The organism is Acinetobacter sp. BEC1-S18-ESBL-01, assembly GCF_014169935.1.
In the GTDB taxonomy this organism is placed as follows: Bacteria; Pseudomonadota; Gammaproteobacteria; order Pseudomonadales; family Moraxellaceae; genus Acinetobacter; species Acinetobacter pittii.
Genome location: NZ_AP022302.1, coordinates 2,592,980 through 2,607,568 on the forward strand (window position 1 = coordinate 2,592,980; position 14,589 = coordinate 2,607,568).

At 40.4% G+C, this 14,589-nt stretch carries 12 protein-coding genes; 7 read left to right on the forward strand and 5 right to left on the reverse strand.

Annotated elements, in window-relative coordinates; all coding sequences use genetic code 11:
* Nucleotides 1-219: 219 nt before the first annotated feature.
* Together H7R46_RS12275 and H7R46_RS12280 are read right to left on the reverse strand one after the other, a co-directional pair.
* Nucleotides 220-1,500: an OprD family outer membrane porin gene (locus tag H7R46_RS12275; protein ID WP_005070418.1), complete on the reverse strand. Its 1,281-nt coding sequence runs from the start codon at nucleotides 1,498-1,500 to the stop codon at nucleotides 220-222.
* A 31-nt stretch (nucleotides 1,501-1,531) separates the two neighbouring features.
* Nucleotides 1,532-2,878: an MFS transporter gene (locus H7R46_RS12280; protein ID WP_005070421.1), complete on the reverse strand. Its 1,347-nt coding sequence runs from the start codon at nucleotides 2,876-2,878 to the stop codon at nucleotides 1,532-1,534.
* Nucleotides 2,879-3,249: 371 nt separating this feature from the next.
* Between H7R46_RS12280 and H7R46_RS12285 the strand changes: the two genes are divergently transcribed.
* The 5 genes from H7R46_RS12285 (at nucleotide 3,250) to H7R46_RS12305 (ending at nucleotide 9,381) form a co-directional block, all read left to right on the forward strand.
* Nucleotides 3,250-4,935, forward strand: coding sequence for an arylsulfatase (locus tag H7R46_RS12285; RefSeq protein WP_005070422.1), 1,686 nt, complete (start codon nucleotides 3,250-3,252; stop codon nucleotides 4,933-4,935).
* 25 nt (nucleotides 4,936-4,960) lie between these two features.
* On the forward strand, nucleotides 4,961-5,914 hold the full coding sequence (locus H7R46_RS12290) for a formylglycine-generating enzyme family protein (RefSeq protein ID WP_080631214.1): 954 nt from the start codon (nucleotides 4,961-4,963) through the stop codon (nucleotides 5,912-5,914).
* A gap of 12 nt (nucleotides 5,915-5,926) precedes the next feature.
* Complete coding sequence (locus H7R46_RS12295; protein WP_005070425.1) at nucleotides 5,927-7,114, forward strand: OprD family outer membrane porin; 1,188 nt, start codon at nucleotides 5,927-5,929, stop codon at nucleotides 7,112-7,114.
* 233 nt (nucleotides 7,115-7,347) lie between these two features.
* A complete protein-coding gene (locus H7R46_RS12300; RefSeq protein ID WP_005070426.1) occupies nucleotides 7,348-8,424 on the forward strand; it encodes an aromatic ring-hydroxylating oxygenase subunit alpha in 1,077 nt (358 codons plus the stop codon).
* 12 nt (nucleotides 8,425-8,436) lie between these two features.
* The gene (locus H7R46_RS12305; protein ID WP_182924211.1) at nucleotides 8,437-9,381 is read left to right on the forward strand and encodes a PDR/VanB family oxidoreductase; all 945 of its coding nucleotides are present in this window, start codon (nucleotides 8,437-8,439) and stop codon (nucleotides 9,379-9,381) included.
* Nucleotides 9,382-9,424: 43 nt separating this feature from the next.
* On the opposite strand, the gene H7R46_RS12310 is transcribed toward H7R46_RS12305, so the two are convergent.
* The 3 genes from H7R46_RS12310 to mhpT form a co-directional block, all read right to left on the reverse strand.
* On the reverse strand, nucleotides 9,425-10,117 hold the full coding sequence (locus tag H7R46_RS12310) for a GntR family transcriptional regulator (RefSeq protein WP_005802836.1): 693 nt from the start codon (nucleotides 10,115-10,117) through the stop codon (nucleotides 9,425-9,427).
* A gap of 123 nt (nucleotides 10,118-10,240) precedes the next feature.
* Nucleotides 10,241-10,696: a MarR family winged helix-turn-helix transcriptional regulator gene (locus tag H7R46_RS12315; protein ID WP_005070428.1), complete on the reverse strand. Its 456-nt coding sequence runs from the start codon at nucleotides 10,694-10,696 to the stop codon at nucleotides 10,241-10,243.
* Between the two features lie 70 nt (nucleotides 10,697-10,766).
* Entirely contained in the window at nucleotides 10,767-11,999 is a 1,233-nt protein-coding gene (gene mhpT / locus H7R46_RS12320) for a 3-(3-hydroxy-phenyl)propionate transporter MhpT (RefSeq protein ID WP_005070429.1), read from the reverse strand.
* Nucleotides 12,000-12,245: 246 nt separating this feature from the next.
* Here mhpT and H7R46_RS12325 point away from each other — a divergent pair, with 246 nt between their 5' ends.
* A complete protein-coding gene (locus H7R46_RS12325) occupies nucleotides 12,246-13,085 on the forward strand; it encodes a p-hydroxycinnamoyl CoA hydratase/lyase (protein ID WP_170825830.1) in 840 nt (279 codons plus the stop codon).
* A gap of 37 nt (nucleotides 13,086-13,122) precedes the next feature.
* The gene (locus tag H7R46_RS12330) at nucleotides 13,123-14,574 is read left to right on the forward strand and encodes an aldehyde dehydrogenase (RefSeq protein WP_005070430.1); all 1,452 of its coding nucleotides are present in this window, start codon (nucleotides 13,123-13,125) and stop codon (nucleotides 14,572-14,574) included.
* The last annotated feature ends 15 nt before the right edge of the window (nucleotides 14,575-14,589 follow it).

Here is a 14,589-nt window from a genome sequence, read left to right on the forward strand (position 1 = left end):
AGACACATAAAATTCTAAATATTGAAAAATAAGCCGAATCACAGCGAAGAAATTGACTTAAAAAAATGAGAGATTAAAGCCATGTGTTTAATGAGAGACTCAATTGGCTTTAATAAGATTGGCGGTATTATAGAGGGATTTTGTGCAGTTGATAACTAAAGTTAAAACATTGCTGCTCACAATGTTTTAACTTGTCTTTAATTTAATAAATATTGAACATTAAAATTTAAAGGTGTAATCGACATTCAACCGCGTTTCATTTGTCGAATGAAATGTCATATTACTTGGCATATCGTTGCGATAGTGAGAAAAACGAGCTCGCATACCTAAGCCTTTTAACTTACCTTCAGGAATTTTATAGCCCAAATCAAATTCCATCGACTCCTCTTTAAAACGTTGGTCGCCATATTGCAATAAATCAATGTCTTCACCTTTTGCATAGCGAGTCATAAAGCGTAATCCATTTAATGAAAAATCACCTACCCGCGCATTTTTAAAGTCATACTCATAACGAATTGAGTAGACTTTTTCATCTTTATTCGAGTAGTCCGAACTCATAAAATCAAGCACAACCGGACTTTCGGTTCCCGACAAAAAAGGCAGACCAGTCGAGCCAAACGACTGCATGTAGCCCAAAGAAACCGTATGATTTTGATAGTTCAAACCAAATAAGCCACTAATATGTCGGTTGTCGAGCTCTCCTATTTTTTTACTTCCAGTTTCTTCGCTATTAAAAAAACGCACGTCGCTTAAAAAATTAAGTTGATCATTTAAAGGTTGTTTGCCGTTAAAACCTAAAAATTGTTGCTGGTAAATGTCTTTGAGTTCAGCATGGTAAGCCCGTAGACGATAATCCTTTAACTGATAGCTTCCACCTAATGTATAAAAAGAATCGGTAGTTGCCGCTTTGTCAAAACGATGGTTGATATTGTCTGTTCCAACATCGGTATAACGAATTGAATCACGTTGACGTACTTCATCGACATAAAAGCCTTCGAGTTGAAGATTTGGAATTTCATTTGAAACAAAACGGATACCACGGTAAGTCTGAGGGAACAAACGCGCTGGCGATGAAAAAATGGTCGGTAATTGTGGAACTAAGTCCCCCACAAAAAGTTCATTTTTCCTAAATTTAGCCTTTCCTGTAATGCCTATTTTTCCATAATAATCATCACGCGAGTTATCGGTATTCACTGGTAATAAGCCACTACGCGCATAGTCATCAGCTCGGCTTCCCATTAGGTTAAAACCTGCGATTGCCAGTACATCTACACCAAACCCAACTGTCCCTTCGGTATAACCAGACTGTCCTTTAAAAATTAGACCCTGCGCCCAATCTCTGGCTGCTGTATAGGGATATGGATCTTTTTTATAGTCTCGATCAAAGTAAAAATTACGTAGTGTCAGCTCAGCTTTACTGTCTGCAATAAACTCGGCATGCACAATTTGACTAAATAATGGGCACAAGCATACCCCCACCCATAATGGTGTCTTTTTCATTTTTTATCTCAACTATTTAATTTTTAATGGATTAAGGTGCTGTTTTAAGTGAGTAGCTTTGCTCTTTCTTATTTCGGTAAAAAGCACTACCCAAACTTAAAATCAGGAAAATAGCCAAAATAAACACCACACCGTAATAGGCATACAGCGTTGCGGGTGCTATACCTTTATCTAAAAAAATGCCTGCGACCGTTGGCGATAAAATTGCCCCAATTCGTCCAAAACCAATCGCATAGCCCACACCGCGACTACGAATTTCGGCATCATAAATTGTTGGAGAAATCGAATATAAACCTGCCACACAGCCATTAATAAGTGTGCCCAGTAACAACCCCACCATGAGTGCAATACTGACTTGAGCAGAAACTGCGACAAATAGGAAAACACATGCCGAGGTTAGCCCTAAAAACAAACTTAAGGCATAAAAGATTTTCATACGTGATGCCAATAAACCAATAATGGCTGCCCCGAAAATCCCGCCAATACTAATTAAAATACCGGTACTTACGCCTTGTTGTGGCGACATACCCATTGAAATAAGAATTTTTGGTGTCCAGCTCATCACAAAGTAAAAGCCAAACATCACTAAAAAGAAGGCAAACCATAAACAAAGTGTTTGAAATCCAAGTTGTCCAGCAAATAATTTGCCCAGTTCACTACCATTTTGCGTGCTGATTTTTTCATAACGCGGCATAACGGGTAATTCGTTTAGCCCCATACGATTTACAGTTGCATTAATTCGTTCTAGTGCCTGATTTGGTCGTTTTGCGAGTAAGTAATCTAAAGATTCAGGTAATAACCATGCACTGATCAGCAGCATTGCAATGGTAGTCACCCCTCCTGCTAAAAAGATTGAGCGCCAACCTAAATGCTCAATCAATGCCAGTGATAGTACCCCGCCAAGTGTCGCGCCAATTCCATAACCAGTAGACATTAAGCTCACAGCAAGACTGCGCCAGCGAGCATTGGCATATTCACTTGCCAGTACATTACTACTAGCAAGGATGCCACCCACCCCAATTCCGGTAATAAACCGAAGTGCTGCTAACATGCCGTGGCTTTGTACAAAAGCACAGCCCAACATGCTCAGACCTGCAATGACAAGACAAACCAAGATGAGTAAACGGCGACCGATTTTATCGGCTAAAGGTGCAAGAAAAATGGAACCGGCAGCCATTCCAAAAAGGCCAGCACTTAACAACAAGCCTATTTGTGCCCCTGAAAGTGACCATTCTGCTGACACGGATGGAGCAGTAAATGCCATTACCATCACGTCAAAGCCATCAATAATATTGAGACAAATACAGATCAAAATGACGAACCATTGGTAACGGCTCATGTTGTTTTGATTGATCTCACTTAGAACGTCTCTTTCCATTTGTGTATCTCCCTTGGATAAGACATACACACGACATTGCCGATAAGAGCGATTGGGTGGTTATGCATATCCGTATCCATAATGACCTAGAGGAATATTTGTTTTTTGAGCATCCTGCTCTTTTTCTATACTGAATATTTGGATCCAAAAAATCAACTAAAATTATAAATGGATTATTAAAAAGTATATAAACACATAAATTATATAAGTATAAAATTATTAAAAACATAAAACTAGAATGCTTGAATATTTTTATGGATCCATATTAAAAAATCCATTATGATCGATTCCAGAGCATTTTTTAGCCAAAAAAGCTCAGTTTATTTCCAGGAAATGCAAGATGCATTTTAAAACTTCAAAGGATTGTTGTTATGAAACTCAAAAGAGTAAGCCAGCTTACATTGGGACTTTTTTTTGCCGGCCAATTGTTTTACACAGCGCAAGCAGCACCTCCCAAAAACCAACAACCACCTAATATCATGATTATTTTGGCCGATGATCTTGGATTTTCAGACATTAGCGCTTATGGCGGCGAAATTAAAACCCCTCATATTGATAGCCTGTTAAAGCAAGGAAAAATGCTTTTTAATTTTCATGCTTCATCAATGTGCTCACCTACTCGTGCACAGCTTATGACAGGTGCAGATAATCACTTGGTGGGTTTAGGTGCCATGTATGAAACTTCAAAACGACAAGAAAAATTGGTTGGCGCCGATAGTCCGCGTGCACTACTCAAAATTGATGGCTATTCAGGTCATTTAACGCAAAATGCTTATACACTCGCAGAGATTTTAAAGACAAAAGATTATTACACCTTCATGGTTGGTAAATGGCACTTAGGCTATGCGCCCGATCAAAACCCTAAAGCCCGTGGTTTTGATCAATCTTTTGCTCTGCTCGATGGCTTCGATTTACATTTTAAAGACCAACCTAAAAACTATCCGCGCAACACTCAATATACTGAAAATGGTCAAAAGACCACTTTGCCTGACAACTACTACTCGACCGACTTTTTTACACAAAAAGCGTTTGAATATTTAGACAAAAATAAAGCGCAAAAACCATTTTTTGCCTACCTCGCCTATACCGCTCCACACTGGCCACTACAAGCACCTGCTCACTATAGAGACCTATATAAAGGCAAATATGATCAAGGCTACGATGCAATTCGTAAACAACGCTTTCTTAGACAAAAGCAATTAGGATTAATTCCTGCAAATGTAGAATACCCAGTCGAACTTGGCAATCAAGCTTTAGGCACCAAAAGCTGGAATGAACTCACCCCACAAGAGCGCAAATATGAAGCGCGTAAAATGGAAGTTTATGCGGGCATGGTTACCCAGTTAGACGACCGCGTGGGCGATGTCATTCAATATCTTAAAAAGCATCATTTATATGACAATACTTTAATTGTGTTTATGTCAGATAACGGCGCTGAGGGTGGTGATCATAATTTCCCAATGGGTGATGCCGACAATCGCTATGAAAATATAGGCAACGCCAGCTCATATGTTTATATGGGACCACGATGGGCTGAAGTAAGTAGTACGCCATTTACTTATTGGAAATCAGCCGCTTCAGAAGGTGGAGTTCGAGTTCCATTTATTGTTAAATCACCTGTGCAAATTTCTAAACAACGTGGAATTAACAATAACTTTGCGACAGTCAGAGATATATTCCCCACTGTAATGGAGCTAGCAGGCATTCAAAATAGTCAAATTTATCCAGCAACTAGTACCAAAATCAAACCATCAGGTTTTAGTTTAATTCCTGCTTTTAAAGATAATACAGCCCGTATTCGTCCTGTTAATTATTATGACTTCAAAGAATTACATGGCAGCCGCTACGCTAAAACTGACGAATGGAAACTTGTTGAAAACTCACCTTCTAAATTTAAGAGCCATGGCTGGGAGCTCTACAATTTAAAAACAGATTTTAATGAGCAACATAATGTTTATGCAGCCCATCCTGAGATCGTCAAAGTCTTAAATGACAAATATTTAAGATATGCCGATGAAAATGGTGTTGTGGATTTTGAGCAATACAACAAAAAGTAGAGAAAACCAGATGAAACAGATCATAATGCTTTCATCTTTCCTGTTACTTTGTGCATGCCAAAAAACTACACCTCAACTAGAACAGACCACCTTGCCCAACTTAGGCAGCAAAGCTAAATGTAATTCTTATTCAGGCCTTCCTTCGGGATGGCCTAACAATAAAGAAGCAGGCATGGCCAAGCTTCCGCAAGGAAAAATTGTTCTAGGCACCACACAAGGTTATGAAGATGAACGCCCATTAAATTTACAGACAACTTCCGTTCCCGCTTTTTTAATTGATGCAACTGAAGTCACCAATGCCCAATTTCAAGAGTTTGTTAAACAAACGGGTTATGTCACCGATGCAGAGAAGCAAGGCGGCGCAGCTATGTTTGTACAGCCAGATCATCCAGTTGAAGAATTACAGTGGTGGAAATTTGAAAAAGGGGCCAATTGGAAACACCCATGGGGCCCAAACAACCCTAAACAACCAGCACCTCACGAGCCTGTTCGTATGGTGACATGGAATGATGCTTACGCTTATGCAAACTGGCTAGGTCATGACTTACCGACTGAGCTTGAGTGGGAATATGCAGCCAAAGGTTTTCAGCAAAACTCCGATATTGGCCCTACTCATGAAGGCCATATTGTAGCCAACTTCTGGCAAGGTGAATTTCCATACAAAAATGTTCAGGAAGATGGTTTTAAGGATGTTGCCCCTGTTGGCTGTTTTAGTAAAAACCCATTTGGTTTATATGACTTGATTGGCAATGTATGGGAATGGACGCAAACACCCTATACAGGTCCACGAGATCACCATATGGGGGATCCATCGAAATATCGGCAAAGTCACGAACAGATTTTGCAATACACGATTAAAGGTGGATCTTATTTATGTGCAACCAACTATTGCGCGCGTTATCGTGCTGCCGCGAGGCATCCACAGGAACTCGACCTTGCCACCAGCCATGTCGGATTTAGAACAGTAAAACGCTTTTAAACGGATTTAAAAATGAAGCATATTTTTATTTATGGGATTTTCTTCTCAGGGACAACCCTTGCCTGTTGTTTAGCTCATAGTGAAGTAGATGTTAATTTTCAAAATACACTCACACTAAAAACATTCAACTTCGACAGACAATATGAAAATGGTACTAGTCCCGATACTCATAGCTTGAGCCAAGGTCTGATTTATCGTGGTGACTGGTCAACCAAGCTTAATGATGTACAGCTCCACCTCAATCCAAGCATTCAATATGCTTATCGCCTAAGTAGCGACCAACACACCAATGATATGGTCATACCTTTTGACCCTAACACTAAGAAACAAGCACAAGATCAAGTTAAATATGGCTTAGGTGCTGGAGTTGAATATCAAAACTTTCGCATGAATATAGGGGAAATTATTCCCGACTCACCCCTTACCCCACAAGTTGATACACATCAATTATGGGTGAACTATAAAGGCTTAGAATTAAAATATAAGACACCACAACAAAATTTCGAGCTGGGTTTGATTAACCGTTATTCACCAAAAAATGAGGAGGACTACCACAAACTCGCCATATCAAAACATGAATCTGATGGGCTTTACTTTTTCCAGTGGGATGGGAAAACGCCTCAATATCATTGGAAATTTTATAGTGGCTATTTAACTGACCTCATCAATCAAAGTTACTTAGCTTTTGATTATCAATGGACAAAGCAGCACACCACAAAATTACGTGTGTTTCGCCATGATGATGTCGGCAAATCAAAACTTGGAGAATATGACAATACATCCGTAGGCGCTATGCATTTTATCAAACATGGCAACTTTACAACCGGAATTGGCTATCAAGAAAACTTTGGCAAAGATGGTATTCCAAAACTCGACAATATGCCGATCCCCCATATGGTGAACTGGACCTTAGGCGCGTTTACCAAAGCAGACGAAAAGTCGTATCATTTCGTTGCCTCGTATGACTTTAAAGACTATATCAAGGGTTTAAAAATCACCTATAAATATATTTATGGCGATTCATTTCAGACCATGAACCAAAAGGATTTTGAGCAAGAAAGTGACGTGTTGATTCAGTACGATCTAAATGCTTGGGTTAAAAATCTTAAGTTTCTTTTCTTAAATATAAATTACGACACCAAACATGGCAAAAGTTTGGATGAACAGCGCATGATGCTTCACTACACGGTTAATTTCTAAATCTTTACACCCCCATAATGGCTTAACTAAAGCTATTATGGATCCAAATAAAAACCAATAAAAATTTCGCCCTAAAATTCCAAAGAATAGTAGAAGTCCTTAACAATACTTAAAAATACACAATTTAACCAACTTTAAAGATCAATATTTCTCAAAAAATATACTGCTTATCAATTGACCAATATTTTTATTTATTATAAATTGGATCCAATAAGTGATAAGGAGTCGTCACAATGTTTATTAAAAATGCTTGGTATGTTGCCTGCCGTCCAGAAGAAATCCAAGACAAACCATTAGGTCGCACTATTTGTGGTGAAAAAATTGTTTTTTATCGCGGTAAAGAAAACCAAGTTGCAGCCGTTGAAGATTTTTGTCCCCATCGCGGCGCCCCACTTTCACTTGGCTATGTCGAAGATGGAAACCTTGTATGTGGTTATCATGGCTTAGTTATGGGTTGTGATGGAAAGACCGTCTCAATGCCAGCTCAACGTGTAAATGGTTTTCCTTGCAATAAATCATATGCAGTTATTGAAAAGTTCGGTTTTATTTGGATATGGCCAGGCGAGAAAGCTTTAGCAGATGAAGCAAAACTGCCAACTTTAGAATGGGCAGATCATCCTGAATGGAGCTATGGCGGAGGCCTGTTTCACATTCAGTGCGACTATCGCCTAATGGTCGACAACCTGATGGATTTAACCCACGAGACCTATGTTCACTCAAGCAGCATCGGGCAAAAAGAGATTGATGAAGCCCTGCCAGTCACTAAAGTTGACGGTGACCATGTGATTACCGAACGCTATATGGAAAATGTGATCGCACCTCCATTTTGGCAAATGGCCCTTCGCGGCAACCACTTAGCAGATGATGTACCAGTTGATCGTTGGCAACGTTGTCACTTCTTTGCTCCAAGTAATGTTCATATTGAAGTGGGTGTCGCACATGCTGGACATGGCGGTTATCACGCACCGAAAGACAAAAAAGTGTCCTCAATCGTGGTCGATTTTATTACACCGGAAACTGAAACCTCTCACTGGTATTTCTGGGGAATGGCGCGTAATTTCCAGCCAGATAATGCTGAACTCACCGATCAAATTCGTGAAGGACAAGGCAAAATCTTTACTGAAGATTTAGAAATGCTGGAGCAACAGCAGCAAAACATTTTAAACAACCCACATCGCAAGTTACTGATGCTTAATATCGACGCAGGCGGTGTCCAGTCTCGTAAGGTGATTGAGCGACTGCTTGCCGAAGAAAATAAAACGCCTCCTGAAACATCCGCACAGAAGTTTCCAAACATTCGGATTATTTAAAGGAGTATGAACATGGACGTTATTATTCAAAAAATTCACCAGCTTACCCCGACCATTCGTGCATTTGAATTGGTTGCAGCAAATGGTACGGAGCTACCTAATTTTGAGGCAGGTGCACATATTGATGTGCATCTTAAAAATGGTCTCACCCGTCAATATTCACTTTCAAACTGCTGCACTGAAAAGCATCGGTATGTCATTGGTGTTTTACATGATGCCAATTCACGCGGTGGTTCACGTTGCATCCACACTGAATATCGTGAAGGTGACCATTTAAAAATTGGTGAACCGCGTAATTTATTTGAGATTCACCCACAAACCAAACAGGCAGTTTTATTTGCGGGGGGTATTGGTATTACCCCTATTTTGTCGATGGCATATCGGCTTAAGTCGGCCAATATACCTTTCGAATTGCACTACTTTGTTCGTAGCCATGAAATGATTGCTTTCTATGGCAACTTAACCGAGCACTTTGGTGCCCAAGTTCATTTTCATATTCAAGACCAACCAGACACTGAATGTAATATGGCAGAAGTTTTGGGCCAAGCTTCACCAGATAGACACTTATATGTGTGTGGGCCTACAGGGTTTATACAGTTTGTCATGAGCTCGGCCGAACAAGCTGGCTGGCACAACAAGCAATTACATCAAGAACATTTTGTCGCGCAAAAAGTAGATACGTCCAACGATGAAGCTTTTACCATTGAAGTTAAAGGTACGGGCCGCCGAATTGAAGTATTACCAGAGCAAACTGCTACTGAAGCATTAATTGCAAATGGTTTTGATATTCCTGTTTCGTGTGAACAAGGCATTTGTGGTACCTGTATTACTCGTGTTGTAGAAGGCACACCAGATCATCGAGATATGTTTATGACCGATGAGGAACATGCTTTGAACGACCAATTTACGCCCTGCTGTTCTCGTGCAAAAACTAAAAATCTTGTGATTGAGCTTTAATACTCAAGTTCCTTTATTCGAAAATAAAGGAACTTCTTTCACATTAAGCGCTGAGAACATTTCTTAGCGTTTCACCCAAAATCACCACACTACTGTGCTCACGCATTAAAGTTTCAGCACGCCCTGCCTGACGATGTACCAATGCATCGAAAATCGAACAATGCTGTAAATGCGCATAGTGCAAACGACGATATTCAGACAAAGCTTGATTCTGGTCATAGGTAATGGCTTGAGCAGACGCCATCGGCAATTGATTGTTTTTCGCTAAGGCTTGGATGAGTGCGACGTTTTGCGCGCCTTCAATAATCGTGTCATGAAAAATGACGTTGAAATGGTGATAACGTTCCAGTTCAGCATCACCAAACTCGTCTGTTTCATTAAATAGTTTTTCAGTTTCTTGAATGCAATGTTGCAGCGTCTTTTTCTGCTCTTCGCTTAAGCCTTGTTCTGCCAAAGTTTTCGCAGCCAACCCTTCCAACACACCGCGTACTTCGAGCGCATCATGAACAAGTTGCTCTGAAATTTCACGAACCGTGTAACCACGAGTTGGGTTTTTAATGAGAAGGCCTTCTTGCTCGAGCAAGCGAAAGGCAATACGAACAGGCTGCCTTGAAACACCAAGTAACTCGGCAGTCGGAATTTCGGCAATTCTGGCACCGCCTTCAAGTTCCCCTGAAATAATCATTTTTCTTAGTTTAAGTAAAACTTGTTGTCCTGAAGACATTCGCTGCCACACATCACCAAAAACGTCACTTCGATGCTAGCAAGTTCATTTGCAAAATGAAATAAATTTTCTGTGTGAATCAGTGCTTAAGCATTTCTGTAGATTTTAATAAATTAATTTAAAAACCACATTCAATTAAAGGTTTTTAAGATTATTCACCATAATATCGAGGTTATTCCGAATTAAATAAGCCAAGTTAATATCAATGCCTTCAAGCATTTTTTCTTCAACTTTTAAAACCACTTCATTACATTTATTTAGCTTTTCGACACCGCTTTCAGTCAGGGTAATTAAAATACGGCGACCATGTGTTGGGTCTGGTTTTTTCTCAATCCAGCCATTCACCAGTAAATCTTGCAAAATTTTGTTGGCCGATTGCGGCTTAATAAAAGAGCGCTCAGCAAGTTTGGCATTGGATACATTACTTTTTGAAGCTAAAACAGAAAGTGCAGTAAATTGCGGCAAGGTAATCTCAAGCTCTTTTAAATGTTCTGTTAAATGTTTACTAATAATTCGGTCAACACGAGCAATCATGTAACTTAACTTAGGCTCATCTTCTACTTTTTTTTGAACTGAATTCGAACGTACCATAACCTTTCAATCATCATAAGAAAATCTGTAGTGAAAGTATGAGGTTCTAACCTCATACTTTCGTTAAAACTTAGCGAGCACCTGAGCTTTGTACTAAATGTACAGGCTGTTTAGGTTTTTTGACAAGAAGTAATGCAGAGATCGCTGCAATTAAAATCACTGGAATGCTTGAACCAATTACAATGGTCGAGCTTTGTCCAAGTGAGAGTAAAAAACCAGCCATTAAAGGCCCAGCAAAAGAACCAATACGCCCGATTGCAACTGCCGCACCTACTCCAGTTCCACGCATTTCGGTTGGATAATACATGGCTGCCAGACCATACAACGCCGATTGTCCACCCACAATGAATAAGCCACAACCCACTGCCGAAAGTGCTAGTAAAGCCACTGTTGGAGAAATTGCTAAACAGCACAGTGAGAATAAAATGCCGAGATAAATCAGCTTAATCACAAAGCTCATGCGTAATTTATCAAGCAATACGCCCATGAGGATTGAACCTAAAATTCCGCCAACGTTGTAGCCCATCTGTACATAGTTTGCCTGTAGTTTTGATAGGCCTTGCGCACCCATCAGCAATGGTAACCAGTTCAACAAGAAATATAGGACTACCAGCGTACAGAAAAAACTTATCCAAAGCTGAATCGTCGACATCCGACGTTCTTTCGCAAATAAAACTTCCAAAAATGGTGTCGTTTTTTGCGCTTGAACTTTACGTTGTAAATAGTCATTTGACTCAGGTAAAAAGCGCATAATCAGTGGAATGAGTAAAATAGGTGCAATCCCACCAATATAGAAAATATGACGCCACTCTGCATCGCCTGCCAACGACATGGCGACAACAGAAGTGAGTAATCCGCCAAAAGGAATGCCGCTATACATGATGCTAACAGCAGTACCTTTGTGCTGGTCAGGTACAGCTTCAGAGGCAAGTGTAATCATCATTGGTAATGCCCCACCCATTCCTAAACCTGTACAAAAACGAATGAGTAACAGCAAACTAAAGTTAGCAGCATAAGCCGTTAGCAAAGACATAATTCCAAAAAGTAAGATACTAAAAATTAGAATTTTCTTACGCCCGACAATATCGGCAAATCTACCGCCTAATATTGCGCCTGGTAACGTCCCTAAAATTGCAGCACTAAATGCCCACGCCATCTGGGCATTGTCTAACATAAACTCAGCCCGCATTCGTGGGGCGGCTACCCCCATTGATTGAAGATCAAACCCTTCAAAAATTGCTATGGCAAAGCACAGTAGCAACGTGATTTTTGCCCTTGAAGGCTGTCCTAATATCTTTTCCATTGTGTTGTCCTTTATTGACTAGTCGTTCCATTTAGCCCTTTGTGTATTATTTTTAAACACACCAAAATATCAGTTAAACTTACTAAAAAATCAACATATTTTTATATTAAATTAATTTAAAAAATAATTAACATTTAAAATACAATGAATTAAAAAATATTTATGAAATTTTATAAAAAAGACTTGAATGTAAGTTTAACTGATATTAGATTAAATCCCAGAACAGCTAAAAATCATTCAAGGAGTATGAAGATGAGTTATGAAAACCGCTGGGAAACAGTAGATGTTAAAGTTGAAGAAGGAATTGCATGGGTCACCCTGAACCGCCCAGAAAAGAAAAATGCCATGAGCCCAACACTCAATCGTGAAATGATTGATGTGCTCGAAACTCTTGAGCTTGATCAAGATGCGCGTGTTTTAGTTTTGACGGGTGCTGGTGACTCTTGGACAGCGGGTATGGATTTGAAGGAATATTTCCGTGAAGTCGACACTCAGCCTGAAATTTTCCAAGAACGTATTCGCCGTGACTCTTGTCGCTGGCAGTGGCAACTTCTTCGTATGTATTCAAAACCAACCATTGCTATGGTCAACGGCTGGTGCTTTGGAGGCGGTTTCTCACCTTTAGTGGCTTGTGACCTCGCAATTGCAGCAGATGAAGCAACTTTCGGTTTATCTGAAATTAACTGGGGGATCCCACCGGGCAACCTTGTAAGCAAAGCAATGGCAGATACCGTAGGTCATCGTGCATCTTTGTACTACATCATGACGGGTAAAACCTTTAGTGGTAAAGAAGCTGAAACCATGGGCCTTGTGAATAAAAGCGTACCGCTTGCCCAATTAAAAGCAGAAGTGACTGAACTTGCAAATTGCTTACTTGAGAAAAACCCTGTGGTTCTTCGTACCGCTAAAAATGGCTTTAAGCGTTGCCGCGAACTGACATGGGACCAAAACGAAGACTACTTATATGCCAAACTTGATCAATGTATCCACCGTGATACAGAAAATGGCCGTCAAGAAGGTTTGAAACAATTTTTAGATGAAAAATCAATTAAACCAGGTTTACAGAGCTATAAACGTACTGGTTAACTTTTGATTCTCTAATGGCAATGTAAGGACACAACCCATGCAAAATGTACAGTTACTTATTCACGGTCGATCTGTTGATGCATCAAATCAAGCAACTTTTGAGCGTATTAGCCCAATTGATGGATCAGTGGCCAGTAAAGCTGCTGCCGCAACACTGGAAGATGTTGACCGTGCAATCGAATCGGCACAACAAGCTTTTAAAGTATGGTCGAAACTCTCGCCTACCGAACGTCGCTTACGTTTATTAAAAGCAGCCGATTTAATGGACCAAAAAACCGAGCAATTCATTGAAACTGGAATGCAAGAAACAGGTTCAACTGCAACATGGTATGGGTTTAACGTTCACCTTGCTGCCAACATGTTACGTGAAGCCGCAGCCATGACCACACAAATTGACGGAAGTCTGATTCCATCAGATGTGCCGGGCAATCTTGCGATGGGTGTACGAGTTCCTTGCGGTGTCATTGTTGGCATTGCACCTTGGAATGCACCTGTCATCTTGGCAACGCGTGCGCTTGCTATGCCTTTGGCTTGTGGTAACACGGTTGTGTTAAAAGCATCGGAAGCCTGCCCAGCAACACATCGTCTCATTGGTGAAGTGTTACATGAAGCAGGTCTGGGTGAAGGTGTCGTGAATGTGGTTACGCATGCCGCCGAAGATGCACCACAAATCGTGGAGCGTTTAGTGTCTCATCCCGCTGTGAAACGCATTAATTTTACGGGTTCAACCAAAGTCGGAAAAATTATTGCCGAGACTGCTGCTAAATATTTAAAACCAGTTTTACTTGAATTGGGTGGTAAGGCGCCTGTCGTGGTTTTAAATGAAGCTGACATTAATGAAGCCGTAAATGCAGTTGCTTTTGGAGCATTCTTTAATCAAGGGCAAATATGTATGTCGACCGAACGTGTTTTGGTTCAAGACAAAATTGCCGACCAGTTTATTGAAAAGCTGATTGAGAAAACTCGCTCTATTCAGGCAGGTAATCCAACCTCAAAAGATAATGTACTCGGTGTTTTAGAAAGTCGCCGTGCTGCAAACCGTATTCAGCATTTGCTGGAAGATGCCCAAAACAAAGGTGCTGACTTACCTTTAGGTATTCATATTGAAGATACCACCATGCAACCGACACTGGTGCTCAATATTAAACCTGACATGCTGCTTTACCGTGAAGAATCATTTGGACCTGTATGCACAGTTCAACGTTTTTCAATCATTGAAGAAGGCGTAGCACTGGCAAATGACAGCGAGTTCGGCCTTTCTTCAGCAGTGTTTAGCCAAAATATTTCGCAGGCATTAGAAGTCGCTAAACAGATTGATTCGGGTATTTGTCATATTAACGGCGCAACCGTACATGACGAAGCTCAAATGCCATTTGGCGGAACAAAATCGAGTGGTTACGGACGTTTTGGTAGTAAAGTCTCTGTTGCCGAATTTACCGAACTACGCTGGATCACCATTCAGACCCAATCACGTCATTACCCGATTTAGTTAGGGTAATGCGGA